29 protein-coding genes and 2 pseudogenes are annotated in these 25,045 nt (G+C 59.0%); 22 read left to right on the top strand and 9 right to left on the bottom strand.

The window, feature by feature from the left end; translation table 11 throughout:
* Positions 1–390: 390 nt before the first annotated feature.
* Positions 391–822: a plasmid maintenance toxin (PemK-like) gene (locus DYZ14_RS22700; RefSeq protein WP_148657804.1), complete on the bottom strand. Its 432-nt coding sequence runs from the start codon at positions 820–822 to the stop codon at positions 391–393.
* On the bottom strand, positions 809–1,087 hold the full coding sequence (locus DYZ14_RS22695; protein WP_148657803.1) for a type II toxin-antitoxin system Phd/YefM family antitoxin: 279 nt from the start codon (positions 1,085–1,087) through the stop codon (positions 809–811). The genes DYZ14_RS22700 and DYZ14_RS22695 overlap by 14 nt, the downstream gene beginning before the upstream one ends.
* Before the next feature lie 77 nt (positions 1,088–1,164).
* Between DYZ14_RS22695 and DYZ14_RS22690 the strand changes: the two genes are divergently transcribed.
* The 3 genes from DYZ14_RS22690 to DYZ14_RS22680 all read left to right on the top strand — a co-directional run bounded on the left by DYZ14_RS22690 (position 1,165) and on the right by DYZ14_RS22680 (position 4,784).
* Complete coding sequence (locus DYZ14_RS22690) at positions 1,165–2,328, top strand: site-specific integrase (protein WP_148657802.1); 1,164 nt, start codon at positions 1,165–1,167, stop codon at positions 2,326–2,328.
* 667 nt (positions 2,329–2,995) lie between these two features.
* On the top strand, positions 2,996–4,252 hold the full coding sequence (locus DYZ14_RS22685) for a hypothetical protein (RefSeq protein ID WP_148657801.1): 1,257 nt from the start codon (positions 2,996–2,998) through the stop codon (positions 4,250–4,252).
* Between the two features lie 283 nt (positions 4,253–4,535).
* Positions 4,536–4,784, top strand: coding sequence for a hypothetical protein (locus DYZ14_RS22680; protein ID WP_148657800.1), 249 nt, complete (start codon positions 4,536–4,538; stop codon positions 4,782–4,784).
* Between the two features lie 253 nt (positions 4,785–5,037).
* Here DYZ14_RS22680 and DYZ14_RS22675 read toward each other — a convergent pair whose 3' ends face one another.
* Positions 5,038–5,223, bottom strand: coding sequence for a hypothetical protein (locus DYZ14_RS22675; RefSeq protein ID WP_232365647.1), 186 nt, complete (start codon positions 5,221–5,223; stop codon positions 5,038–5,040).
* Positions 5,224–5,666: 443 nt separating this feature from the next.
* On the opposite strand from DYZ14_RS22675, the gene DYZ14_RS22670 reads away from it, so the two are divergent.
* Positions 5,667–5,870 (top strand): cold-shock protein, encoded by a 204-nt coding sequence (locus DYZ14_RS22670; RefSeq protein WP_148658743.1) that lies wholly within the window; start codon positions 5,667–5,669, stop codon positions 5,868–5,870.
* A 249-nt stretch (positions 5,871–6,119) separates the two neighbouring features.
* Here the strand turns inward: DYZ14_RS22670 and DYZ14_RS22665 are convergent, their stop codons facing one another.
* Entirely contained in the window at positions 6,120–6,350 is a 231-nt protein-coding gene (locus DYZ14_RS22665) for a hypothetical protein (protein WP_148658742.1), read from the bottom strand.
* Between the two features lie 416 nt (positions 6,351–6,766).
* Here DYZ14_RS22665 and DYZ14_RS22660 point away from each other — a divergent pair, with 416 nt between their 5' ends.
* On the top strand, positions 6,767–7,162 hold the full coding sequence (locus tag DYZ14_RS22660; protein WP_148658741.1) for a hypothetical protein: 396 nt from the start codon (positions 6,767–6,769) through the stop codon (positions 7,160–7,162).
* A gap of 397 nt (positions 7,163–7,559) precedes the next feature.
* On the opposite strand, the gene repC is transcribed toward DYZ14_RS22660, so the two are convergent.
* From repC to repA, 3 genes are all read right to left on the bottom strand, one after another.
* A complete protein-coding gene (gene repC / locus DYZ14_RS22655; RefSeq protein WP_148658740.1) occupies positions 7,560–8,804 on the bottom strand; it encodes a plasmid replication protein RepC in 1,245 nt (414 codons plus the stop codon).
* Between the two features lie 156 nt (positions 8,805–8,960).
* The gene (repB, locus tag DYZ14_RS22650; RefSeq protein WP_148658739.1) at positions 8,961–9,956 is read right to left on the bottom strand and encodes a plasmid partitioning protein RepB; all 996 of its coding nucleotides are present in this window, start codon (positions 9,954–9,956) and stop codon (positions 8,961–8,963) included.
* An 84-nt stretch (positions 9,957–10,040) separates the two neighbouring features.
* Positions 10,041–11,231 carry a plasmid partitioning protein RepA gene (gene repA / locus DYZ14_RS22645; protein WP_148658738.1) on the bottom strand — a complete coding sequence of 397 codons (1,191 nt, stop codon included), beginning with the start codon at positions 11,229–11,231 and terminating at the stop codon, positions 10,041–10,043.
* Between the two features lie 390 nt (positions 11,232–11,621).
* On the opposite strand from repA, the gene DYZ14_RS22640 reads away from it, so the two are divergent.
* The 14 genes from DYZ14_RS22640 to DYZ14_RS22575 all read left to right on the top strand — a co-directional run bounded on the left by DYZ14_RS22640 (position 11,622) and on the right by DYZ14_RS22575 (position 23,184).
* Positions 11,622–12,245 carry an acyl-homoserine-lactone synthase gene (locus tag DYZ14_RS22640; RefSeq protein WP_148658737.1) on the top strand — a complete coding sequence of 208 codons (624 nt, stop codon included), beginning with the start codon at positions 11,622–11,624 and terminating at the stop codon, positions 12,243–12,245.
* Positions 12,246–12,257: 12 nt separating this feature from the next.
* Positions 12,258–13,235 carry a P-type conjugative transfer ATPase TrbB gene (gene trbB, locus DYZ14_RS22635; protein WP_037094120.1) on the top strand — a complete coding sequence of 326 codons (978 nt, stop codon included), beginning with the start codon at positions 12,258–12,260 and terminating at the stop codon, positions 13,233–13,235.
* Complete coding sequence (locus tag DYZ14_RS22630; protein WP_148658735.1) at positions 13,225–13,608, top strand: TrbC/VirB2 family protein; 384 nt, start codon at positions 13,225–13,227, stop codon at positions 13,606–13,608. The genes trbB and DYZ14_RS22630 overlap by 11 nt, the downstream gene beginning before the upstream one ends.
* Complete coding sequence (locus tag DYZ14_RS22625; protein ID WP_037094117.1) at positions 13,601–13,900, top strand: conjugal transfer protein TrbD; 300 nt, start codon at positions 13,601–13,603, stop codon at positions 13,898–13,900. Before DYZ14_RS22630 ends, DYZ14_RS22625 begins: the two co-directional genes overlap by 8 nt.
* A 9-nt stretch (positions 13,901–13,909) precedes the next feature.
* Positions 13,910–16,366 carry a conjugal transfer protein TrbE gene (locus tag DYZ14_RS22620; protein ID WP_148658734.1) on the top strand — a complete coding sequence of 819 codons (2,457 nt, stop codon included), beginning with the start codon at positions 13,910–13,912 and terminating at the stop codon, positions 16,364–16,366.
* Positions 16,338–17,141 (top strand): P-type conjugative transfer protein TrbJ, encoded by an 804-nt coding sequence (trbJ, locus tag DYZ14_RS22615; protein ID WP_148658733.1) that lies wholly within the window; start codon positions 16,338–16,340, stop codon positions 17,139–17,141. The genes DYZ14_RS22620 and trbJ overlap by 29 nt, the downstream gene beginning before the upstream one ends.
* Complete coding sequence (gene trbK / locus DYZ14_RS22610; RefSeq protein ID WP_113134573.1) at positions 17,135–17,311, top strand: entry exclusion protein TrbK; 177 nt, start codon at positions 17,135–17,137, stop codon at positions 17,309–17,311. The genes trbJ and trbK overlap by 7 nt, the downstream gene beginning before the upstream one ends.
* A gap of 4 nt (positions 17,312–17,315) precedes the next feature.
* Entirely contained in the window at positions 17,316–18,497 is a 1,182-nt protein-coding gene (gene trbL / locus DYZ14_RS22605; protein ID WP_148658732.1) for a P-type conjugative transfer protein TrbL, read from the top strand.
* Between the two features lie 21 nt (positions 18,498–18,518).
* The gene (locus DYZ14_RS22600; protein ID WP_113134575.1) at positions 18,519–19,181 is read left to right on the top strand and encodes a conjugal transfer protein TrbF; all 663 of its coding nucleotides are present in this window, start codon (positions 18,519–18,521) and stop codon (positions 19,179–19,181) included.
* Between the two features lie 17 nt (positions 19,182–19,198).
* Complete coding sequence (gene trbG, locus DYZ14_RS22595; protein WP_148658731.1) at positions 19,199–20,011, top strand: P-type conjugative transfer protein TrbG; 813 nt, start codon at positions 19,199–19,201, stop codon at positions 20,009–20,011.
* A gap of 3 nt (positions 20,012–20,014) precedes the next feature.
* Positions 20,015–20,452, top strand: a complete 438-nt coding sequence (gene trbH, locus DYZ14_RS22590; RefSeq protein WP_113134577.1) for a conjugal transfer protein TrbH — start codon at positions 20,015–20,017, stop codon at positions 20,450–20,452.
* 12 nt (positions 20,453–20,464) lie between these two features.
* Positions 20,465–21,766 carry an IncP-type conjugal transfer protein TrbI gene (trbI, locus tag DYZ14_RS22585; RefSeq protein ID WP_148658730.1) on the top strand — a complete coding sequence of 434 codons (1,302 nt, stop codon included), beginning with the start codon at positions 20,465–20,467 and terminating at the stop codon, positions 21,764–21,766.
* A gap of 97 nt (positions 21,767–21,863) precedes the next feature.
* On the top strand, positions 21,864–22,085 hold the full coding sequence (locus tag DYZ14_RS22580) for a hypothetical protein (RefSeq protein WP_143150183.1): 222 nt from the start codon (positions 21,864–21,866) through the stop codon (positions 22,083–22,085).
* A 385-nt stretch (positions 22,086–22,470) separates the two neighbouring features.
* Entirely contained in the window at positions 22,471–23,184 is a 714-nt protein-coding gene (locus DYZ14_RS22575; protein WP_195950085.1) for an autoinducer binding domain-containing protein, read from the top strand.
* Here DYZ14_RS22575 and DYZ14_RS22570 read toward each other — a convergent pair.
* Positions 23,177–23,494: a transcriptional repressor TraM gene (locus DYZ14_RS22570; protein WP_148658729.1), complete on the bottom strand. Its 318-nt coding sequence runs from the start codon at positions 23,492–23,494 to the stop codon at positions 23,177–23,179. The genes DYZ14_RS22575 and DYZ14_RS22570 overlap by 8 nt on opposite strands.
* Before the next feature lie 197 nt (positions 23,495–23,691).
* On the opposite strand from DYZ14_RS22570, the gene DYZ14_RS22565 reads away from it, so the two are divergent.
* The 3 genes and pseudogenes from DYZ14_RS22565 to DYZ14_RS22555 all read left to right on the top strand — a co-directional run.
* On the top strand, positions 23,692–23,904 hold the full coding sequence (locus tag DYZ14_RS22565) for a helix-turn-helix domain-containing protein (protein WP_037094533.1): 213 nt from the start codon (positions 23,692–23,694) through the stop codon (positions 23,902–23,904).
* A 172-nt stretch (positions 23,905–24,076) separates the two neighbouring features.
* On the top strand, positions 24,077–24,709 hold the full coding sequence (locus DYZ14_RS22560; protein ID WP_148658749.1) for a DUF433 domain-containing protein: 633 nt from the start codon (positions 24,077–24,079) through the stop codon (positions 24,707–24,709).
* A pseudogene (locus DYZ14_RS22555) lies at positions 24,706–24,921 on the top strand (DUF5615 family PIN-like protein); the annotation flags it as partial. The gene DYZ14_RS22560 and the pseudogene DYZ14_RS22555, both read left to right, overlap by 4 nt.
* Before the next feature lie 13 nt (positions 24,922–24,934).
* Here DYZ14_RS22555 and DYZ14_RS24215 read toward each other — a convergent pair.
* A pseudogene (locus tag DYZ14_RS24215) lies at positions 24,935–25,045 on the bottom strand (IS630 family transposase); the annotation flags it as partial.

The following is a 25,045-nucleotide window of genomic DNA, read 5'->3' as shown; positions in this document are numbered from 1 at the left end:
GCATTTGCTCCGCCCCACTCCCCTGTTGACCGTCAATACCACCATGCCAAACGCCAATTTGGCAGACAACCAGATGCCGACGGATGGTCCTGTTTTCGGGCACTGCCACCCAATCAGCCCCGCTTACGCCGAAGCAGGCTCTGGATGGGCAGTCTGGCGAGATCGTAAGACATTGTAATCATGGTAAATGATTCGTTAAACGAAAGCTATCTGACTCTTACAGTTTCATACTTCCTACAAATGAGCCCGGAGGCACTGACCTCCGATAAGTACCCCTTATCGGAGGTGATTGATCTGACGGCTCTGAAGGCCTAAAGTCATGGCAAATCACGGCGAAGATCACAGCGGGATGCGTAGATCTTGATGACGAACAACAGGATGAAGAGCAGCTCAGTCGCTGCGGATGGTCGCCTTGTGACGCTGGCTTCTCGCAAGATCGATAAACCGGCGCTTTACCTCTTCGAAGAGTGCCGGAGGCAGTGGCCCATGATATCCGCTCTCGCTGTCAACAGGGCGAACATCAGGCCCCGGCCAGACGAAACGATTGCTTTCGGTCAGCACGATCCAGGATCGTTCGTCATCGAGACCCAGGCGGCGCTTAGTGGCAGGCGGGATTTCGATTGCTTCGCTAGGATCGGACGGTGGGGAATGCGTGATTGGCAGGACACGTACTGCCGGCGTCCCGTCCTCGAGCGTCGCAACAATGGCCAGCACCAGAGCGGGGCGGTCCTTGTCACCCTCTTCCCGTCCGTCCAGCTGCTGCCAATGCCAGAGATAGGAATAGCGAAAGACCCAGCCGACCTTAGGTTCAATCGGCAGCATTCTTGTCCATCAGCAGTTCGGCATTGAGATGATCAAGGCCCGTTTCCATCGTCGAAGCCTCGATCGTGGCAAGCTCGTCGTCACTGATCGCAGCCGTCAGATCGACCCTCCGATCGCGCTTTGCCAGCCGGAGATAATCTTCATAAGCCATGAGCACCGTGCGCGGCCGGCCGTTCTTGGTGATGATCACTGGCTCTCGCACGGCCGCATCCTGGTAGGCACCAAAGTTCTTCGAAACCGCAGCTGCTGTCACAGTCGACGTCATGGCAAATCTCCTTTGTTCCGGAATATACGGGCTTTCCGGAACTTTTGCAAATGTGCTCCTGAAAGTGACGGAATACGATGACGCGAAAGCCACTAACATCCAAATCGACCGACGATGTGGTTACGCGACGTGTGGAAGAACTCGATACCATCGCTGCCGTACTCCCAATGGAACGCCGTGACGAATTGGCTGAGCTCCTGACGGACCAGGATGTCGAGACGCTCCGTCATCTCGTCAACGAAGGCATGGGCGCAAATACACTGCGCGCGCTCACCTCCGATCTCGCCTACCTGCAGGCCTGGTCGCTGGCGGCATCAGGACGGTCCCTGCCCTGGCCGGCGCCCGAGGCGCTTCTGCTGAAATTTGTCGCCCATCACCTGTGGGATGCGCAAAAGCGCCTGACCGATCCGCACCACGGCATGCCGCCCGAGGTCGAAGATGCGCTGCGCCTCCAGGGCTTCCTGCGCACGTCGGGGCCCCATGCCGCCGACACCGTGCGGCGTCGGCTGTCGAGCTGGTCGACGCTGACGAAATGGCGCGGGCTTCAGGGGTGCTTCGCCTCCCCTGCCCTCAAGTCGGCGATCCGCCTTGCTGTGCGCGCCGTACCGCGGACAAGGAAACGCAAGAGCGCCAAGGCCGTGACCGGCGATGTCCTGGCAGACCTCGTTGCCACCTGCAGGACCGACAGCCTGCGGGACGTCCGGGACCGGGCGATCCTGATGGTGGCCTTCGCCTCCGGCGGGCGGCGGCGCAGCGAAATCGCGGCCCTGAGGACAGAGCAGTTGCAGCCGGAAGATCCCCTCCGCACCGAGGACGGTTCCGCACTTGCCTCGCTCTCCATCGATCTCGGCCGCACCAAGACCAGCAGTGCCGAAAGCGGCGAGCGGGTCTATCTCACGGGCCGCCCCGTCGATGCGCTGAACGCGTGGCTGACGGCGGCGAAGATCGAGACGGGAAGCGTGTTTCGAGCCATCGATCGCTGGGGCAATGTCTCGCGCCGACCGCTCGATCCCAAGGCCATCAACGATATCGTCAAGAGCCGCGCCAGGCTGGCGGGGCTCGACCCGGCCGATTACTCCGCCCACGGCCTCAGATCCGGCTATCTCACCGAAGCCGCCAATCGCGGCATACCGCTGCCCGAGGCCATGGAACAGTCGCGGCATCGCTCGGTGCAGCAGGCGTCGCGCTACTATAATCCCGCTAACCGCCGGGTCGGCCGGGCGGCCCGCCTGCTGGACTGAGCGAGCGCACTGGGTTTTCCGATGGCGCCAACCTCTGAGAAAGCAGAGCCGCTATGAGCAAGCAACGAACAAGTTTTCGCCTCGAGTCTGCGACGGTTCAATCCGCATAGTTTTGGTCATAAAACAGAACATCCTTTCCGGTGGACTGCCGTTTCATCTATCACGGCCAAGAAAAAGCTGATCGTTGACCCGCATGGAGTGAAATTCACCGTAGGCCTGTAGAACCGCAAAGGGTTAGCCGGGGCCTACTCCGTAGAGTTACGCGGCCACAGTCGGGCCTTCCATGCCCTGGTGGTGCTCTGAGTTGCGGCTGGCGAGGGTGGCAGCGGACGACCGCGCAGTGGTCCGACTGGAAACCGTGCACCCGCAACCAGTTTTTCCCGTGCCGGGGCGGGCCATGCGCGTAGTAGTCATCTCCGGGCAAGATGGGGGCCAGCCAAAAAATCGGCCGCATAGTTGACGCTAATCAAGACCGGTCGAAAATATTGAGGAAGATTTAACGAAATTTCACCAGATCTCGCACCCCGAAAGGAGGGGGTCGATGGCCTTATCGCGGTTCGTTCCGTCTGGGTGTGAGGGTGTGCGAGGGCGCCCGGGCGCCCGCGGAGCACGCGGCAAGGCATGCAATGATGCTGGCCCCGCCTCCTGGTGAATGAGGAATTTGAGAATGTCGATGATTGTTGAGCCGGGCCTTGTTTCAGGTCATGCGGCACAGGCGGTGTCTGCCGTCCCCTTCCATCCTTCGGAGATCTTCTTCTCCCGCACCGACGGGCGGGGCAAGATCGTCGCCGGCAATTCCGTCTTCCAGCGCATCAGCCAGTATGACTGGGACGAGCTCCTGGGGCAGCCGCACAATGTCATCCGCCATGCCGACATGCCGCGCGGCATCTTCTGGCTGCTCTGGGACCGCATCCGGCGCGGCCTTCTGACCGGCGCCTATGTGAAGAACCGCGCGCGCGACGGCCGGCACTACTGGGTCTTTGCCATCGTGGCGCCTGCCGAGAATGGTTATCTCTCGGTCCGGATCAAGCCCGGCAGCGAAACGTTCGGGCTGGTTGCCCGGGAATATGCCCAGCTGCTGACGCTGGAGACGGAGCGGAGCCTGACGCCCGCCCAAAGCGGCGCGCTCATGACCGAGCGGCTGGCCGAACTCGGCTTTTCCGACTACGACGCCTTCATGGCCCATGCGCTCACCGACGAGGTGGCGGCGCGCAACGCCATGATCGAGCGCCCCGAGGATCGCATGATGGCGCATTTCCGCAAGCTGATGGACGGTGCGCGCTCGATCATGCAGACCACGGCGCAGTTGGTCAGCGGCTACGCGCAACACCAGTTCGTGCCGCTTAATCTGTTCGTGCAGGCGGGCCGGCTGGGACAGGCGGGGTCGGCCATCGGCACGATCTCCGGCAATTACAGCCTGCTCTCCGAGGAGATCCGATCCGGGCTTGCCAGCTTCAGCGTCGCCGCCGCCCGGGTCTCCTCCAATATCTGCGAGGGTGCCTTCATGCTGGGTACCGCCCGCATCCAGCAGGAAACCATCAGTCTGTTTGCGAGCGAACCGCCGCAGGCCGCTGTCGATCACGCCCGTGAAATGTGCCATCTGACGGCCCAGGAACAGTCCTACCGGCGCAATGCCCGCGATAAGCTCTGCGGCATTCGCGATGACGTCGAGCAGTTTCATCGCCAGACGCTCGATCTCAAGCGCCTGGCCTCGGGCCTGTCGGCGATCCGGGTCATGGGCAAGGTCGAAAGCGGGCGTCTTGCCGTTGCCGTGCTGGCCGATCTGATCGCCGATCTCGAGGCCTTCCAGGCGGTCATCGCGGCCGGTCTCACCGAGATCGCCCTCGTGAACCAGGATCTGCGCCAGAAGGTGGCGGCTCTCGTCGAGGCTTATGGCAGTAAGAGAAACACCGATGAGATTTAGCTATCCTTGCAAGCGATGAGCGGGATAGACGTCTCATATGCTCCAATAGGAGACGTGAATTCCTTTGAAGTTCGAGGCGGGAACTGAGCCGTTCGAGCAGACTACGCCAAGCAGACTGTGCCAAGCAGCCGCTACGGCTGCTGCCCTCGTTTAGCGGCCGCGGAGTGGACTCCCTCGCGAGGAGCGCGTACGTTAGGCCCATCGTCAGCATCCGATGATGGTAGGGGCTGACGGTTGAGGGTTACCACGTGCTGCCGCCTGTGATCTTCGAGGAGGAGCCGAGATGTCTTCGGATGCAACTAGCGATTCACCTGATAAGTATTTTCTTATGCGGCACCTTTCGTGGTGGGCAGCCCGTCTGACGACCGATCCTGATGAACAGCGCCAGCTGATCGATCAAACGATTGCTGTGGCGATTTATGATTCAGAAGTCTTAGATGCGGAGGATGTTGATGCCGCGCTGGAGCGCGTCATGCAACGCCTGACATCGTGGGATTTGCCTGCAGGCTGCTCCGGCTCGCCGCTCGAGTAAGTGCTGATAAAATACCTAATCTTGGCCTGGCTTTTTGGATACACGTCGGTTGTGTGATTAACCGGAAGGAAGGACGAAAGCTGCGCCACGCATTCCGCTACCGATGACCGGTCTCGGCCCAAAGCCGCCATCAACGTGTTGCGGGAAGATGGGAAAGAGTACGGCCATCGTGTCTGGAGATGCCCTACCCGGTACTTTCACTTCCGGCACTTCATGGCTCAGGCCGAGACGAGACTGATCTGGCCAATTTTTGTCACCAGCTTGCACCTCGCGGCCAAGCCAGCACCGCCCCTGCCCAACCAAGGTAAAAGCGGAAGCCCGCGGCCATGATGGCGGTGATCAGCGCAGCGCCCGGCCCGCCGAATACAGCAGCGGACTCAATGATCGCAAGGCGGAGGTCAAAGATGCCCCCTACATCGAAGCGGACCGAGAGTACCATTGAGGCGATCGCCGCCAAGCCCATTGTGATTCCAAAGCCAGCACATCGCAGCTTGGGTGGCAATTGGTAAAAGCGATAGGAGAGATGTCTCCAGATCGCGACAATCAAAGCTACGCGGAAAGATTGCCAGGAAGAACTTTCCAGACGTCAACCATTCTCAAGCACCGTCACGCCACGCCCCGAACACTCAGCCGGAAGAGACGACCCTGCGCTTTTGATCGCGCCGCGGAACGCAGTCACAAGCCCAAACCGCCAACACATTTCATTCCCAATATCTGCCAAAAACCTAAAGCATCGGTTTATGAACAGCGATCATCGCCTAAGGTCTGGGTCCGGCCGATCATCGCATTTTCAAGCCTTTCCCCAGTGACTTGGCAGGATGTAGCTTGTTACTCGGTCGCGTGGCGGCTAGGGTCTGCCTCTCAATCACCAAAGAGGTAAATATGGCGACCGGAACAGTAAAATTCTTTGCTCAGGACAAGGGCTTCGGCTTCATCACCCCAGATGACGGCGGTCAGGACGTCTTTGTGCATATCTCTGCAATCGGCTTCGGCGAGGCGTTGAAGGATGGCCAGAAGGTTCGCTACGAAGTAGGCCAGGACCGCAAGACGGGCAAATCTAAGGCCGAAAACGTTTCGGTGATTTGAGCCGTCACATAGGAAATTCCGCGCGGCGATCCGATCGTACATCGGTCGTCGCGCAGCTCGCACATGCCCAAAGGTTTTCTCCAGCAGTGACAGATCGTCAGCTGTCAGTACTGAACTCTTTTTTTGGCAACGTCGTGGAACATGAGTAGGAATTAGTAGTTCCTGCGCTCCTATCAAGTCCTTTAAATCGTGCTGATGGCTCTCGATTGTCATTGCAATAACGTACTGTAAGGCAAAGCACGGCCGTTCCTAGGAGTTGTGATGGTTGAGAAAGCTGCTGCCCCTGGCCATCGCTTTCAACTCTTCCTCGCTCCGAAAACCCGACTTGAACAGGGCTACCAGCTCCTTTGCCAGCCCAAGCTCTTCATCCGTATTTGAGTCGCCAGATTGGTCTCGAAATAGATCGGCGAGCACATTGCGTAACAATGCCAACCCTTGCGGGCCTATCTCCTGTTCGTCATCGAAATAGGTTCCACCCATCAGCCGGCCCTCTTTGCCTCATCACATAGTGACATGACATCACGTCCATAAGCTTGGCAACACACATTCTCTAAAGAACTCAACGTCTATCCCGCCTCTTTTCCATCGAGGCGACTTTTGGTTCCGTCATCCATTCTATGCGACTACCCTGCCGCCTTCCTTTATCGGTTACAAAGGCCGTGCTGCTTGTGGGGGAGAAAGGCGCTCTGCCCTCTCCCCCACAAGCACTACACCGGTCTCCCCATGCTTCAGCCTTCAGCCTTCGGCCTGCAGCATCGGCCGAATTTTCATGAAATCCGTCTCGGCCCTCCGGGTGGGTGGTTCCCCTCCGGTTTAGGAGCCGGAGCGGGACTCCTTCCCTCCCTTCAACTTCGGGAGGTCTAGGAGTGATCGCGTGCGCTTGTGGAGAGGGAAAGATGACAGAAAAGCTCGAGCCGCAACCCGATGAGCCCCTGTGCGTGAAGGTCGAACGTCACGGGGCGGTTTACGTGGCGGCCGTCAGCAGCACGGGCGGCGTTGACTTGGATCGGGAAGTGAAGGCACGCTTGAAGATCATCAGGCACGCACCACTGGTTTCGGAAGAGAGAAATCAGAAGCTGATCTTCGTAGCAGGATATCTGGTCGTCTCGAAGGGCAGCTTGCAACCGGAGGAGATAGAGCTTCTTCTTTTAGCTCCGTCAACTACCGGTACATTGACGGGAAACGGGCATCTGACTTTGAGCTTCAATAGTTGGTCGCAACCCACTCGCCGGATACTGAGTTGGCAAATCCAACGACATGATCTAGAGGCGCTGCGCTCGGCTTCCTCTTGATGGCCGCGACGCATGACACGCCCGGATCGCTGGCGTTCCCGTCACCTTCTACCAAGCCGAAGGTTAGATCCTCTTCCTCCGCCGGTTCTGAGAGGATTGCGGGCATAAGCCTTACGGCATGCGGCTAGAGCTTCCTCCTCTGTCGGAAGCCGATGGACAGGAGCCGGAGGGCTGGGAACCAACGAAGGATTGGCTGCGATAATGGACGCGATCTCCGCATCAGTAGGAGCCCCAACAATCGGCTCTGGCTCCGGCATAATGAGAAATGTGCCGCATGCCCCCTTCTCAACCCATGTAACGCACTGATTATTAGGAAGAATCTCCAGAAAAAAACGGCTGACAATTTACCCTCCTCTCCGAATGACCGAGAAAACGGCCCATTAACAGGTTTCCCGCACTAGGCTGTCTTGCGCGCAGATTCCGCATTGACCTTGAGAAGAGCCATCAACATTGGCCCAAGTGAAAACTCTCCTCGCTCTGAGCGGCGCGTCAGATCCCGAAGATAACCGCCTGCCGACGTTATGAAATTCGATCGCTCCAGAATGCAGGCCACAGCCACCGCGGCATTTTCTGGCCCCATGGCATTGCACGCCTTCTCGTAGGCAGAGGGGCTGACGCCGAGCATCGAGCGCACAACGACTGCCGCCTTCATGAGGTCGCGCCAATTTTCAATTCGTCCGCCGGGACCATAGTCCGCTATCTGCGGGCAGGCCCGGAGAACCATTCCAAGCGGGAAAGCCTTGATTGGCTCAGGCTTCGCCTTCTCCCGCTCGATCGGCGCACTCTTGGTTTCTGGCTTGCCCCCGAGGCCTCCGCCCTGCTCTTCTCTAGAGCTAGGTTCAAGTTCATTGATGGATTCGGTGTTTGAATTCTGTATGTGCCGCTCATAGAGGTTGGCATTGCCATGCATATTTTCGGGTTTTAGCTGCATTTCCAGGATGTTGAGTATCTCTGCCCGAAGAAGCTGCATCTCGTCGAGCGCCCGATCTATCTGGGCCAGGTTCGGGTGACGAGGGAGCCTTCCAAGGATGGCGACGTAGAGCTCCTCAACCTGCCCCCAGTTTCCAGAGGCGCCCTCTTCGACAGCCGCGGAAAGAAGCTTGCGAACGTCGCGCCGGCAGATCGTGAGAGCTTCCTTTGCCCGACGAAAGCGTGTGCGCTCTGCAGCAACGTCCTGCGCAATGGCGGCAAGTTCGCCGGCGCGAGCCAGGAGAGGAGTGAGGTCGAATCCGTAGGCCTGTTCCACGTCACCGTCACGGTTGCGGTGCGCGTATCGCTTCCCGTTGGGGCTATCGCGGCGCGAGATGAGGCCTGCCTCAACGAGGGCCGCAAGTTGCCGCCGAAGTGTGCTTTCGGTGATCCCGTGAGCGCGAACCGATAGCTGCGCATTGGACGGGAAAACAACAAGGCCCTGCCTCGGGTTCAGCTCCCCGTGGGGATAGAAGGTCAGGAGCGCATCGAGAACGGCCAAGGCCCGATCCTGAAGGCCAAAACGTTCTCGCGCCTCGCAGACGTCGCGAAACACCTTCCACTTCTCAATGCGAGCATTTTGATCCGAACTGTCTACTGCCATCTGGGTTCGTACCAGGGCGAGCGACATCGGCCGCCGCCCAAAGGGCGTCGTCACATGTCCTGTCTGCATTTTTCTTTCACCTTGCTTCAGGCAAAGAAAATCCGCTCACCAAATCGGCGCCAAGACTCTTGACTGTGATTCCGGGAAATGCGATTCTCGATCCTGCTAGAGATGACGAGAGAGGCTTCCACGGTTCGCCGTTTGGGGGCCTTTTTCTTTTGCGGTTCAGTCTCCGTTTGTTTCAGTTTTCGATCCTTTGTACTCCTCGTACAAACGACCCATCTGTGAAGACAGCCATTCGCTGAACGGCCTGGCTTCAACATTGGTAAGCTCGATGGCAACCTTCTTTGCCTTCGAATTCATCACCACGTTCAACGCGCGATCGGCCGAGGTCCAGTCCCGGACAGGCACTTCAGCCTTCGGCTTCTTGGCGGCTGACTTGGCCTTGTATCGCCTCAGGTGATCATGGAGTCTGTCGAAGCGGTCGCCTTCAGGGAGCGCCTGAAAGTCGGCGGACCCGACGTGCTCAATCGCAACTTTGGACAGGGCAGGGGCAAGGACAAGCTGGCGGAGGCTCAGCCACCGGTCACGCCCTATCTTCTTGGACGCACCCAAGGCCGTGATAACTGATGCCGGCACTGCCTCGACGACCGCGAGCATCTTTGAGAGCATCGCTTCATCGATGGCAAGCGAGGAGCGAACGGTTTCCTTGGTCATGCCTGAGGCAATCAGGTTCTGGGCGAAGTAGGCGCGTTCTATGAACGACAGATTCGAGCGGGCCGCGTTTTCCTGGCCCTGTACGATGGCCGATGTGGTGTCGTCGAGCTGCTTGACGATTGCCTTGACTGGAACTCCAAGCTCGCGCGCGACCCTGAGGCGACGATGGCCGAACACGACCATATATCGCTTGGCGTCTGTCGAACTCGGACGAACCAGAATAGGCGTCGTCTGACCTGATCCCCTGATCGCCTGGAGCAGCTCCTGAAACTCTTCCCCATCGTCCGACAGACGGTCGGCAACGAAGGAATCATCGATCAGCCGCGGATCAAGATCGACGATCACCTCGCCTTCCATGAGCTTCTTAGTGTTCTCGGCCATGTCCTCGATGGAGCGTACGACCGTCTTGGCGGCTCCCGTCATGCCGTAGCCGGGCTTCGTCGGAGTCTGGTTTGCCGCGATGGATGCCATATCCAGCTTGGCAAACGGATTTTCACGCGACATAACTACCCTCCAAACCTGCTGTCAACGCCAACAAGCTGTTGAAGACGTTTAGCAAAACGTAAAAAAAAACGGCTGACAACCCCTTCATTTTCGCCCCCAGACGCCGTGAATGAGCTCGACGATCTCCGCATTGGCTGCGTTCAGGCTATCGATGGCCCGGTCGTAGGTCGCTCTAACGAACTCTCCCCGCTCGACCTCATACAAAGTCTGCTTCTTGATCGACGCATCGGAAATCGCTGTTGATTTCAGGACGTGGTTTTTCAGCATCTGCTGCGCGAACATTGACTGCATGAAGCCGACCATTTGGGCCTGCGGTATGTCCGTGGGCTCGAATCGCGTGATCAAGTACCGAAACCACTGGACACGCATTTCAGCACCGGCCTCGGCGACAGGCCCCATGATCCCGCCGAGCATCATCAGAAACTGGCTCATCGACATGATGTCCAGCATCTGCGGATGAATGGTGATGAGTATCCCCGTCGATGCCATGAGTGCAGTGATCGTCAGGTAACCGAGCTGGGGGGGGCAGTCGATGACGACCACGTCATACTTGTCATCGACTTCTTTCAGGGCGCTGGCGATACGCATGTAGAACAGTCGACCGTCCTCACCCCTCTTAGAAGAGATCGCGAGCGGAACGTCATACTCATATTCCTGGAGTACCAGGTTGGCTGGGATCACATCCAGCCCCGGAATGTTAGTCGGTTGGATCACATCGCCAATCGACTTACGCTCGTCATCGAAGCGAAGAGCCTCATACAGAGACGCTGTGTCATCGAGCTCCGGCTGAATCCCGAAGAGGGAGGTAAGGGAAGCCTGCGGATCAAGATCAATCGCGAGCACGCGATGGCCGGTAAGGGCAAGATATTGCGCCAGATGCGCGGCAGTCGTGGTCTTGCCGCTTCCACCTTTGAAGTTGACGACCGACACAACCTGCATCGCCTCGCCATCTCTTCGCTTGGGCACATAGTATCTCTTGTCCGACTTCTTGTTGGACTCAAGATACTCACGTAGTTCCAGCATCTGATGAGCCGTGTAGTATCGCCGTCCACCGATCGATTCTATTTCTGGTCCCTTGCCATCGGCGTGGAGCTGCCTGAGATGGGTTTGGGTTACTCCCATGAAATCAGCGACTTCCGAAAGCTGGAACTTGCGCAGTCCCTTGCGGGCATCCGGTGGGTACTGTTGGCTGCGCAGCATGTGCAACGCACTTGAGATCTTCGCCCCTTGCTGGGCGATCTCGACATCAAATCGGTTCGGCAACATATTGCTCATTTTGCGAACTATTTCCGAGAAGAAGACAATTTCGAAAAAATGGCTCTATGGCCAAAATTTTCGCAACTATCTCCCGATTCCCGCCGAGCCGCAAGGGATTTAAGGTTAACGAAAGATTAAAGCAACGGCCGTGAAAAGGGACGACCTCGTACTCTTTTCCCTTTGTTTTCACGCATATAGCGCGATGGACGGCATCCTTGTTCTAGGTTTGTTTTACTGTGAATCCTACAATCCGACCTGCAGTCACGCGCTCGGAAATGGCATTCCGACAACCTCTGAGTTCGTGCAACACCCGCGACTCAGCCCAATCGACCTTGTAGGATCCTACAACTACCGCCCGAATCCATTCCGTGTTGATTTCCCCGCCGACCAACGACGACGGAGAAATTCATGCAGATTCTCGCGATTTCCCAGCCGCGAAATGTTTACGAAGCTCAGCTCCTCCACCGCCATCATCAGCTACGTGCGCGCGTTTTCGCCGAACGCTTGGGCTGGGAGGTTGACGTTATCGACGGTCAAGAGGCGGACGCCTTTGACGCTCTTATGCCGACCTACATCCTCGCGATCTCCGACAGTGGCGCCGTGACCGGTTGCGCGAGGCTACTGCCTGCTGTTGGCGCGACGATGGTGACGAGCATCTTTCCGACGCTGCTTCCGGATGGCCAGCTGAATGCACACGCCGCGATGATCGAGAGCTCCCGCTTCTGCGTCGATACGACCCTCGGGGAGGGCAGGGGAGACGGCTCGATCCATGACGCAACCCTGACCATGTTCGCGGGCATCATCGAGTGGTGCATGGCGAATGGCTACACGGAGATTGTCACGGTAACCGACCTCCGGTTCGAGCGGATCCTCGCGCGCGTCGGCTGGCGCCTGCAGCGGCTGGCAGAGCCGAGGAAGATCGGGGTGACCATGGCTGTCGCCGGAATCCTTCCCGCAAATGCCGACACATTCCTGCGGCTCCGGCCCATCAACTACCGTTCCGAACTCAGCACCGTCAGCCAAGCAGCGTAAGGAAGAAAAGCCGTGAACCAGCTTCGCTCTCATCCTCGACTTGTCCGCAAACTCCAGGAGGCGCTCGGCGATCAGCTTTGCGTCGCGTTGGACGACTCAACGGTCGTCGAAATCATGCTCAATCCTGATGGAAAGCTTTTCATCGAACGGCTCGGCCACGGCGTGGCGCCGGCGGGTGAGATGTCCTCCGCGGCCGCCGAAATGGTGATCGGAACGGTGGCGCACGCGCTCCAGTCCGAGGTCGATACCGAACAGCCAATCATCTCCGGCGAGTTGCCGATCGGTGGTCACCGCTTCGAAGGATTGTTGCCGCCGGTCGTCGCCAAGCCAGCCTTCACCATTCGCCGTCGTGCCTCGCGCCTGATCCCGCTCGACGACTACGTGCGCTCCGGCGTGATGACCGAACACCAGGCCTCGACCATCCGCAGCGCGATTTCAGCGCGGCTCAACATCATCATCTCCGGGGGCACCGGATCGGGCAAGACGACGCTCGCGAACGCCGTCATCGATGAAATCGTCAAGTCTGCCCCGGACGACCGCCTCGTCATCCTGGAAGACACCGCCGAGATCCAGTGCGCCGCCGAAAACGCCGTTCTTCTCCATACCAGCGATACCGTCGACATGGCGCGGCTCCTCAAGAGTACCATGCGCCTGCGTCCGGACCGGATCGTGGTCGGCGAGGTCCGCGACGGCGCTGCGCTCACGTTGCTGAAAGCATGGAACACGGGCCATCCCGGAGGGGTGGCCACCATCCATTCCAACACCGCAATGTCGGCGCTACGCCGCCTCGAGCAGCTAACCGCCGAAGCCAGCCAGCAGCCGATGCATGAAGTGATCGGGGAAGCGGTCGATCTCGTCGTCTCGATCGAGCGGACCCCACGTGGGCGGCGTGTTCGTGACGTCATCCAGGTCGAGCGCTTTGCGGGCGGCCAATACGAAATCGAATCCGACCAGCTTACGGAAGAACAGGAGGCGCGCCATGTCGCGTAGAAACGCATTCATCGCCGTCGCACGCCTGGCAGTGCCCATCGCTCTTGCCTCAGTCTCGCCGGCGCTCGCCAGTTCCGGCGGCAGTCTTCCCTGGGAAGGGCCACTGCAGCAGATCCAGGAATCGATCACCGGACCAGTCGCCGGCGCCATTGCGCTTGCAGCCGTCGCGATCGCCGGCGGCATGCTAATCTTCGGCGGCGAACTGAACGATTTCGCGCGGCGGCTCATGTACATCGTGCTCGTCGCTGGCATCCTGCTTGGCGCCACCAACATCGTCGGTCTTTTTGGCGCGACCGGTGCCTCGATCGGACTGCCCGACGAGCAGACCACCTCAATCAATCAAAGCGGGGAAGGGGAGGGGGCTCATGGCTGAGTCCCTGTCTGGCCTGCAACGCAACCGCATTCATCGGGCGCTGTCGCGTCCGAACCTGCTGATGGGCGCGGACCGGGAGTTGGTGCTGATCACCGGTCTTGCTGCAGTCATCCTCATCTTCGTCGTTCTGACGATCTATTCCGCGCTCTTCGGCGTTGCCGTCTGGATCGTCGTCGTCGGCCTCCTGAGAATGATGGCAAAGGCGGACCCGCTGATGCGACAGGTCTATATCCGCCATGTCTCGTACAAGCATTACTACAAGGCGACCTCCTCGCCATGGCGCCGGTATTGAGGGCAAGCCATGGTTGCTCTGAAACGCTTCCGGGCCACCGGCCCATCCTTTGCGGATCTCGTCCCCTATGCCGGCCTCGTCGACAATGGCGTCCTTCTGTTGAAAGACGGAAGCCTGATGGCCGGCTGGTATTTTGCCGGGCCGGACTCGGAGAGCGCCACGGACCTCGAGCGCAACGAACTGTCGCGGCAGATCAATACGATCCTGTCACGGCTCGGGAGCGGCTGGATGATCCAGGTCGAAGCCGTTCGCATCCCGACATTCGACTATCCGTCCGACGATCGCTGCCACTTTCCCGATGCCGTCACGCGCGCGATCGACGCCGAGCGGCGGGCGCATTTCGGGCGCGAGCAGGGGCATTTCGAGAGCAAGCACGCGCTCGTCCTCACCTATCGGCCGCTCGAGTCCAAGAAGACAGCGCTGAGCAAATACATTTATTCGGACGAGGAAAGCCGCAAGAAGACCTATGCCGACACGGTGCTCTTCATCTTCAAGAACGCCGTGCGCGAGATCGAGCAGTATTTTGCCAACACCCTGTCGATCCGGCGCATGGAAACACGCGAGGTCGTCGAGAGGGGAGGGGACCGGGTCGCCCGCTATGATGAGCTGCTGCAATTCGTTCGCTTTTGCGTGACCGGCGAAAACCATCCGATCAGATTGCCGGATGCGCCCATGTATCTCGACTGGATTGCGACGGCCGAGCTCGAACATGGTCTAACGCCAAAGGTCGAGAATCGCTTCCTCGCGGTTGTGGCGATCGACGGCCTGCCGGCCGAAAGCTGGCCGGGGATTCTCAACAGCCTGGACCTGATGCCGCTCACCTATCGCTGGTCATCGCGCTTCATCTTCCTCGACGCGGAAGAGGCACGGCAGAAACTCGAACGCACCCGCAAAAAATGGCAGCAGAAGGTCCGGCCATTCTTCGATCAGCTCTTCCAGACGCAAAGCCGGTCGGTCGATCAGGACGCCATCACGATGGTCGCCGAGACCGAAGACGCGATCGCGCAAGCATCGTCGCAACTTGTCGCCTACGGCTATTACACGCCCGTCATCGTTCTCTTTGATCACGATCGCGAAGCGCTGCAGGAGAAGGCTGAGGCGATCCGCCGGCTGATACAGGCCGAAGGATTTGGCGCAAGGATCGAGACACTCAACGCCACCGACGCCTATCTCGGCAGCCTGCCGGGAAACTGGTATTGCAACATCCGCGAGCCGCTGATCAACACCAGCAATCTCGCCGATCTGGTTCCACTTAACTCTGTCTGGTCCGGCAGCCCGGTGGCGCCTTGCCCGTTCTACCCGCCGAATTCGCCGCCGTTGATGCAGGTGGCGAGTGGTTCGACGCCTTTCCGGCTGAACCTCCATGTCGATGACGTCGGTCACACACTGATTTTCGGGCCGACCGGTTCTGGCAAGTCGACGCTGCTGGCACTGATTGCAGCGCAGTTCCGGCGCTACCAACGTGCCCAGATCTTCGCCTTCGACAAGGGGAATTCGCTTCTGCCGCTGACGCTCGCCGCCGGCGGCGATCATTATGAGATCGGTGGTGACGCCCAAGAAGAGGCAAAGGCGCTGGCCTTCTGCCCACTATCGGATCTCGCGAGCGATGCAGATCGCGCATGGGCGACCGAATGGATCGAAATGCTGGTCGCCCTGCAGGGTGTTGCCATCACCCCTGATCATCGCAACGCGATCTCGCGCCAGATCGGACTGATGGCCCGCGCGGCCGGACGATCCCTGTCGGACTTCGTCAGCGGCGTGCAGATGCGCGAGATCAAGGACGCGCTTCATCACTACACGGTTGATGGCCCGATGGGCCAGCTTCTCGACGCGGAACAGGACGGTCTCTCGCTCGGTGCGTTCCAGACCTTCGAGATCGAGCACCTGATGAACATGGGCGAGCGCAATCTTGTGCCCGTGCTGACCTATCTCTTTCGGCGGATCGAAAAACGTCTCGACGGTTCCCCCAGTCTGATCGTGTTGGATGAGGCTTGGCTGATGCTCGGTCATCCGGTGTTCCGCAGCAAGATTCGCGAGTGGCTCAAGGTGCTGCGCAAGGCAAATTGCGCCGTCGTGCTCGCCACGCAGTCGATTTCGGACGCAGAACGCTCGGGCATCATCGACGTGCTGAAAGAATCCTGCCCGACGAAAATCTGCCTGCCGAACGGTGCTGCCCGGGAGCCCGGAACGCGCGAGTTCTATGAGCGGATCGGCTTCAACGAGCGGCAGATCGAGATCGTTTCGAACGCAATCCCCAAGCGCGAATATTACGTGGTCACCCCTGAAGGCCGACGGCTGTTCGATATGGCGCTCGGCCCCGTGGCGCTGAGCTTCGTCGGCGCATCCGGCAAGGAAGACCTGAAGCGCATTCGCGCGCTCAGTTCAGAACACGGCCGCGACTGGCCGATCCACTGGCTTCAAACGAGAGGGGTTCACGATGCCGCATCGCTGCTCAACTTCGAATAGATTCGTCGTCAGTCTGGTAGCTGTAAGCGTTGCACTAAGTGCAGCCGTGCCAGCGCGTGCCGGCACCGCCACGGGTGCTGCGACCGAATGGACGCAGGTTCTCAACAATGGCGAGCTCGTCGCGCTGGTCGGGAAATCCGGCGAGCAAATCCAGAACCAGCTCACCCAGATCAGTCAGCTCGCGCAACAGATCGAAACGCAGCTCAATATCTACCAGAACCTTCTGCAGAACACGGCGACCCTTCCGTCGCATATGTGGGGGCAGGTCGAAAGCGACCTCAATCAGTTGCGCAGCATCGTCGACCAGGGCCAGGGCATTTCGTTTTCAATGGGAAATGCAGACGATGTGCTGCAGCAGCGCTTCCAGAGCTATTCAAGCCTCAGGACCAATCTCCCGAACGCCGAAAGCTTTTCCTCCAGCTACCAGACGTGGTCCGATACCAACCGGGACACGATCGCCAGCACACTGAAGGCGGCGAGCCTGACGGCCGATCAGTTCGACAGCGAGGAAGGCACGATGTCCTCTCTGCGATCGATGTCCGAGACCGCCGATGGGCAGATGAAGGCCCTCCAGGTCGGGCACGAGATCGCGGCGCAACAGGTGGCGCAGATGCAGAAGCTCCGCGGTCTCGTATCTCAGCAGATGACCATGATGGGAACCTGGCTTCAGACCGAACAAACAGACAAGGACCTGGCCCAAGCCCGGCGGGAGAAATTCTTCAGCGCGACGGCCCCGTCCACGTCCGGCGGCGAGAAAATGAAGGTGGAATGGTGAGAACGAAACTGATCCTCCTCACGATCGCAGCGTTCATGGCGGCCGGCAGCACCGGCATCTGGCTGCTCATCTCCGAAAAGCGGGCTGCCCAGGAGCGCCGCGAGCAGTTCTTCGGCACCTCGAAGAAATATCCGACTTCTGGCGGCGAAAAAATGAAGGTCGAGTGGTGAGCAGATGACGGGGATATCTTTTCGACGGTTCAGGGCAGCGATGCTGCTTGCGACCTTCTGCGCACTGGCGGCCCAGCCAGCCTTCGCCCAGGAAGGCTCAGTGCTGACCTCATTGCAGAGCCAGATCACCACGGCCGCGAAGGGGTGGGAAACCACGGTCATGGATGCGGCGAAATCGTTGTTCTGGATCCTGGCGACGATCGAAATTGGTATCGCCGCCGTCTGGCTGGCACTACAGGCCGCATCGCTCGACAGCTGGTTCGCCGAGCTTGTCCGGCGGATCATGTTCATTGGATTCTTCGCCTTCGTGTTGGCACAGGGCCCCACCTTCGCGAAGGCGGTGGTCGACAGTCTGTTCCAGATTGGCGCCGGAGGCGGCACCGCCTCACCGGCCGACGTCTTCAATGCCGGGCTCGCAGTCGCCACGAAGATGTCGGAAAAGATTCAGTTCGGTCTATTCGAAGACAATGCTCTGGCGATCTCGGCTGCGTTTGCCATGGTCGTCGTGGTCATCTCGTTCTCGCTTGTCGCAGCGATTTTCGTCTCGGTCATGGTGGAGATGTATATCGGCCTGCTCGCCGGCATGATCATGCTCGGCCTGGGAGGTTCGTCCTACACCAAGGACTTCGCCATCAGATATCTGGTCTACGCGTTCTCGGTCGGTATGAAGCTCATGGCGCTTGTGATGATCTCGCGCATCGGATCAGAAGTGCTTATCGGATTAGCAAACGAACCTGACATTGGCGACCAATTCCAGACGGCCCTCGCGATCGCCGGCATTGCGGTCGTCGTCTTCATTGTCGCTATCTACGTGCCGAACATCATGCAAGGCGTCGTCCAGGGGGCATCGGTCTCGGGCGGGATGGAAGCGATCCGCCACGGTGGCCAGGCCGCCTCCTTCGCCACCGGCGCCGGTTTCCTCGCGGCGGGTGCGGCAGGCGCGGGGTTCGCGGCAGCTCAAAGCGTACGCGCCGCGGGGTCGTCTGTCGCCGGCGCAATGCTTCGCGGGATCGGAGCAGGCATCGGATCGGCCGGACATGCGGCAGGCTCGGCCGCCAAGGAGAAGGCCATCGGTTCTCCCGGTGCCTATGCAGGATCGATCCTTGGCCTCGCCAACGCCAAGCTGGATGAGGCGCGCAGCGGTCACAGAGGACCAAAGCCATCTCCCGAACGCAAAGACCAATAGCAATCAGAAAGTGATGGATCGATGGCAGCGAACCGCGCCCCCGAAAACCCGTATCTCGCCGCACGCCAGGAATGGAATGAACGATACGGCTCCTATGTGAAGGCCGCCGACGCATGGCGCATTGTCGGCATTCTGGGCCTTACCATGGCTGTCATCGGCTTTGGCTATTCGATGTATCTGAGCACTCAGGTCAAGCTGGTTCCCTATATTGTCCAGGTCGACAAACTGGGAACGTCGGTGACATCGGGTTTTCCCGAACAGATCGAATATGCCGATGTCCGGGTGGTGCGCGCCACGCTCGGCAATTTCGTGACCAGCTTCCGTTCGATTACGCCGGATGCGGTGGTGCAGAAACAATATATCGATCGGACCTATGCGCTGCTTCGGACCTCCGATCCGTCGACGCAGAAGATCAATGACTGGTTCCGGAGCAACTCACCGTTCGAGAAAGCGAAGTCGTCGACCGTTGCCATCGAGGTCAACAACATCGTGGCTCTCTCGAACCAGACCTATCAGATCGACTGGACCGAATACGAACGCGACCGGAAGGGCAAGGAAATCGGCACGCGCCGGTTCCGCGGCATCGCGACGGTCACGCTCACCGCACCGCAGGATGAGGCCACCATCCGCCTCAATCCGATCGGTCTCTATGTCCGGGATTTCGACTGGACAGCGCAGCTTTAAGGGCAGGGAATTTCTCAATGCACAGAACAGGATTGATCGCAGCCGCCGGCTGCCTGGCCACACTCGTCGTTGCGAGCGGCGCTGAGGCGCAAAGCATGACAAACAACGAGATGAAGGGCACCAACATTTCGAGGAAGTGGCGTGGCACGCCTGGCCTGGTGACGACCGGTCCGGATGGGAAAGTCATTTTCCTGTTTGGCGAAACACAGCCGTCCGTCGTCTGCTCGCCTTTGCAGGTCTGCGATATCGAATTGCAAGGCGGCGAGATCGTCCGCGATGTGCTTGTCGGTGACACGGTACGTTGGAAGGTGGAACCGGCGACCTCGGGCGCCACCGGCGGGCAGGCGATCCACCTGATTGTCAAGCCGTCGGAACCAGGTCTCATCACTTCGATGGTGGTCACCACGTCGCGCCGCACCTATCACATCCAGCTAAAATCCCATCCGAGCCAATACATGGCCCGCGTCGGCTTCGAATATCCGGAGGACGTCTCGACCAAGCTCGCCGACATCAATTCCCGGCTGGAGACCGGCGGCATTCCCGGCACGGCGCCCGACAAACTGAATTTCTCCTACTCGGTGAGTGGCTCGGCGCCCTGGAAGCCGAAGCGGGTCTATTCGGATGGTGTGAAAACCTACATTCAATTCTCGAAAACGGTCTCGAGCCAGGATGCACCGGTGCTGTTCGTCGTCTCCGGCGGACAGAACCGTATCGTCAACTACCGAATGAAGAACGACATGATGATCGTCGACTATGCGGTCGACAAGGCGATCCTTGTCTCGGGCGTCGGCTGGCGCCAGCAGAAAATCACCATCCGGCGGGGAGGCTGAACCATGCGCAAGCTTCTCGCCGTCATCATCACCGCCACGCTGCTTTCAGGCTGCCAGACGGCCGAGGACGGATTGACCACCAGTTCCACCCCCGTCGCCGTCACCGGCCCCGCCGCAAGCGCCATCGCCGGCGACATGGCGAGCCGGCTCGCCGAGCAGATCGGTCCAGCAGGCACGACGACGCTCAAAATGGAAAAGGACTCGTCCGACTTCGCAGCGGCACTCGAGGCTGCGCTAAGGGGCTGGGGCTATACGGTCATCACCGACGGCAAGGTTGGAAAAGATGTCAAACCGGTCGAACTCGCCTATTCGATCGATGGCGCCGACGGTCAGGTGCTCGCACGGCTCTCGACCCCGTCCGTCGCGCTTGGGCGGGCCTACACCGCATCGGCGGCCGGTGCCACGCCGGCAAGCCCGCTTTCCATCATGCAGCGGAATTGAGGGGAGGCGAGTATGGTCCAATCGCTCCAGCTCGGCGCCTCCAATCAGGCCGACGAGCAGAAAGGCATGCGCCGTCTCAATCAGCTGCCGATCATCATCGCCATCGTCATCATCGCGCTGTTCGTCGGCGTGGTCGTGATCGGACTGTCGTGGCGCGGCCTGCCGTTCAATCGCAGCAACGATATCGACAGCGCCTCGAATGCTCCCGCGACCAATTTCGGAGACCAACTCAAGCGCGGCGTCACTGACGGCATTATCGGCGAACCGGTTGAGCGCGAGGCATTCCAGCCAACGCCCGCCGTCGAACAGAAGGTCGAAAAGGAAACACCTGTCGTCGACCGCCGGCCCACGGAAAGGCAAGAACGGCGGCCGAGGCTCGAATCCGAAGAGGAATGGAAAGCCCGCCTGAAGCGGGAGCAGGACGAACAATATATCCGCGAGGCCCAGCGCCAGTGGATGGCCCGGCTGCAGGCGCGGGCAACGGCTTTGGACTCGCCATTGAAGGTCGATATTTCCGATGTCGAGAAGGCCGCCAACAACTCCACGGACACTGGCCGGCAGACGACGGCTGCGACGGCCAACAATGCCTCTGACCTCTACGCCGCTGCCATGAAATCCGGGCTCATGGGCCAGAACGTCGATCCGAATACCCAAACCTCGAAGGAGGATTTTTTCAATCAGGACATCAAGGATCTCGGCTATCTGCCGAACCAAGTGGTGCCGCAGATGTCGCCCTTTGAACTGAAGCGTGGCTCGGTCATTCCCGCCACCTTGATCACCGGCCTCAACTCCGACCTGCCGGGGCGCATCAGCGCACAGGTCAGCCAGAACGTCTATGACAGCTCCACCGGCTATCGGCTCCTCATCCCGCAGGGGGCCAAGCTCTTTGGTCGTTACGATTCCAAGGTGTCGTTTGGCCAGGAGCGCGTCCTCGTCGTCTGGACCGACCTCATCTTTCCGAATGGATCGACCCTGCAGATCGGCGGCATGGCCGGCACGGATGCCGAAGGATATGGCGGCTTCAAGGACAAGGTCGATCGGCATCTCTGGCGCACCTGGAGCTCGGCAGCTCTTGTCGCGCTGATCGGAACCGGGATCGACATGTCGATGCCGGAGAGTTCGACGCTTGCGACGCAGGACACGGCGTCCGATGCAGCCAGACGGAATTTTGCCGAAAGCTTCGGTCGAGTCGCAGAGCAGACGATCTCGAAGAACCTGAATGTGCAGCCGACGATCCAGATCAGGCCCGGCTATAAATTTAACGTGCTCGTCGACCAGGACATCATTTTTCCGTCTGCTTACCGCAAGAACTAAAGGAAACGCCAAGCCCGCAGGAGGTGCAAATCTGCGAGTTGCGCTGGCTGTAGAAATGGTGCCGGATGGTCCTGTTCAACGCACGAAAGGATAGGCGATGACAGTAATGGATTTTGGCGATTTGCCGGATGACGACCCGGACCTTCTCGAAAACACCGCTTTGCCGAAGCAGTTTATCTCGCGCCTTCGAAAGGCGTTTTTCACCCGGCTTTCGGATTTCGACGAAATGGACGATATCCAGATGCTACGTGAACCGGGAATTAACTGGCGTATAATCAAAGCCGTCAGATCCGAGCGGGCGCGTATCGACGGCAGGTGATCTTGCGCCTTGAAAAGCGCTAGGGGGTTTTAAGTTTGGGCCTCTGCGAGTGCGAGGGCCAGGCCTATATCGCGTTGATTTCAGCAAATAGCACTTGCGTCAGAACACTGTTTCCATTGCGACTGGTTCCCTGGCCCGCGAAAACTTTTCTTGATTTGTCATCTTTTTGAGGCGGGGAGCCTTGAAAGCCCCCCCTTTATGGGTAGTGCTAACATACACGGCAAGAGGGACTGATTTGCGTTAACCCAGCACTGTCGGTTGCATAGTTATCGTCAGTTGGAAATTAGCGGGCCTGCCCGCTGCCAAATTACGATGCCCATCACCCAGCGTCTCGGCTGGCAAATAAAGGACCGCTTTACGGGTCAAGAACATAGGAGAAGCGTTCGTGGACGGAGAATTTCGCTCGCTCGTTGACATGCTGGAAGTCGCGCAAGACGAGGCCATGATCAAGGGAGCCCTCAGGCAATTCACGCGTTCCTGCGGATACGAACGGTTTGCCTATCTCGAAAAAGAAGGCGCCCAGATCAGGACATTCAACTCCTATCCCAAACCATGGGAGGGTCTTTACCTCTCGGCTGACTATTCCAGCATCGATCCCGTGGTGACGGAAGCGAAGCGCAAACGCGACGTTTTCTTCTGGACCGCGGAGGATTGGCCGGCACGCGGTTCTTCACCGCTCAGAAAGTTTCGCGACGAGGCGATCGACCACGGGATCCGCTGCGGCATGACAATCCCTGTGGAGGGTGGTTACGGTGCGTCGATGATGCTGACCTTTGCATCCTCCGAAAGAGAAGTGGACGTCCCGGCCGCTTTCGACTCGAGGAGAGCAGTCCAATTGGTGATGATGGTCCATTATCGATTGAAGATGATTGCTGCCAAAACCGCCATCAATCCAACGCAGATGCTTTCGCCACGCGAGATGTTGTGCCTGACATGGGCGATGAAAGGAAAAAACACACTCGAAACTGCCGCTGTGACTGGCATCAATTCGAGGACCGTGCAGCACTACCTTGATAAAGCCCGTGCCAAGCTGGGCGCTGAATCAGTGCCGCAGCTTGTGGGAATCGCGAAAGATCGCGGGTTGCTAAGCTCTAATTAGCGTCGTCCAATGGGACGTCGGGGATGTAGCCAAGGGCGTCGATGATCTGCGACAGCTCTTCCTGCTGCGCTTCGGATTTCTTCTGACGGGCAATGTATTCGTCCTGCAGGTTTGCCAGGACATCGCTGGAAACCGAGGGGTCGCCGCTAGCACGAGTCCACTCTTCGTAGACAGCCTCATCCGCGGCGAGCAGCCGGCGGTGTTCGTGTATTGCCGACACCGCCAGTTCCTCCAACGCTTCCTTCGGCATGGAACAGAACCGCGGATCCCGCTCGCTTCTTTCGGTCTCAGAGGCGTCTGCATCGTTCATTCGTTTTTCCTCGAAACTCATTCCTTCACCACTTGAAACGATGCTCTGGTCCCGCACTGTGCGGCCGCGCTACAGACTATCATACGACCAACATTGCAAGTCAGTCGAAGAACGATTGACGCCCAATATCACAGGTCACGTCGAATCGGAACTATAGTTCCTAGAACAATAGTTCCGATTCAGGTTCCGCTGCCGTCATGGATCTCAACGAGGTCATGGCGGTCAATTTGCGTCGAATACGTCATGGCAAGAAACTGACGCAGGAGGAACTGGCGCACCGCACGGGCCTGAGCGCACGTCATATCGGTGCCATCGAGCGCGCAGAGATGTCTGCAACCCTCACGGTTCTTGGCCAGATTTCCGAAGCACTGGGCGTCGAACCCGCCGAGCTTGTGACCAAATCGAACTGATCTGTAAATCGCGCCCGTGGTCGACTGGATTTTTAGGGTTCGGGGGCGGTTTCCGCTTCGAAGCCAATGTGCATCGATCGATTGGGACAGCTCGACCACCGAGATCGAGCATGGGTCAAGGCTTTACACGAGCGGCGGGCCGCATTATATATTCTCCACAAGGGGAATGATTATGACCAGCACATCACACGCCTACACGCCCGCCGAGGCGGCGGCTGTCAGCGAGATCGCTGTGAAATCGGTGCACAATGCGATCGACAAGCGCATCATCGAGACTCATCTCGTTGGTAGCAGGGGTCGAGCACTCACCGATGAGGATCTACTTCGGTTGAAGCTCTGGTACGGCGTCGGATCGATCTTGTCTGCGGAGCGCCGCAAGCGCTTATTCGATACGATCGACCAGAACCCCGATGCCGAAACTGTTAGGGCAGACGACTATCTCATTATCGACGTTGCGCGGGCACGAGAACAACTGGCCGCGCGGGCCGAGGCGCTTCGAGAAGCCGAACGAATGATTGAAAGCGTGAAAGGGGTCGTGGGTGGCGAGCCGGTTTTCAAGCGAACCCGTGTTCCCGTGCGAACGATTGCCGCGATGAAGACCCAAGGCGCAAGTACAGCGGAAATCGTCGAGGGCTATCCTTCGCTCACCGAGCGCATGGTGGAACTTGCCGAGATCTGGGTTGCGGCCCATCCCGCCAGAGGACGTCCGCGGAAGCTTTCGGAGCACGGCCTGAAGGTGAAATCCGTGAAGCACCTGAGCCTTCGGAACGAGAACGTCTCCAAACCGTCTGGCTCGACCTCGTGAAGTTTCTTATCGATGAATGCCTTCACACGTCTCTCGTGGCCGTGGCTCAAGCGCACGGCCACGATTGCTTCCATGTGAACTGGCTGGGACTGAGCGGCGAAACCGACTGGGATCTGATGCCTCGGATCATCGAGGAGGATTTTACGTTCGTAACGAACAATGCCCGCGACTTCCGGAAGCTGTACGCGAAAGAGGAATTGCATGCGGGCCTAGAGCACGTCCGTTTTACTCGGGATCATATCCGCACGATTTGAAGTAGTTGGCGCATTCTTGTGGTTCGAACAGCGTGACGATCTGGCCGATGGTATTCCATAAGCCCTCGACCGTTCGCTCGGC

It is taken from the genome of Ciceribacter sp. T2.26MG-112.2 (genome assembly GCF_900492205.1).
Lineage (GTDB): Bacteria > Pseudomonadota > Alphaproteobacteria > Rhizobiales > Rhizobiaceae > Allorhizobium > Allorhizobium naphthalenivorans_A.
Note: the sequence above shows the minus strand (reverse complement) of the source record. Positions and strands in the feature narration are given on the sequence as shown.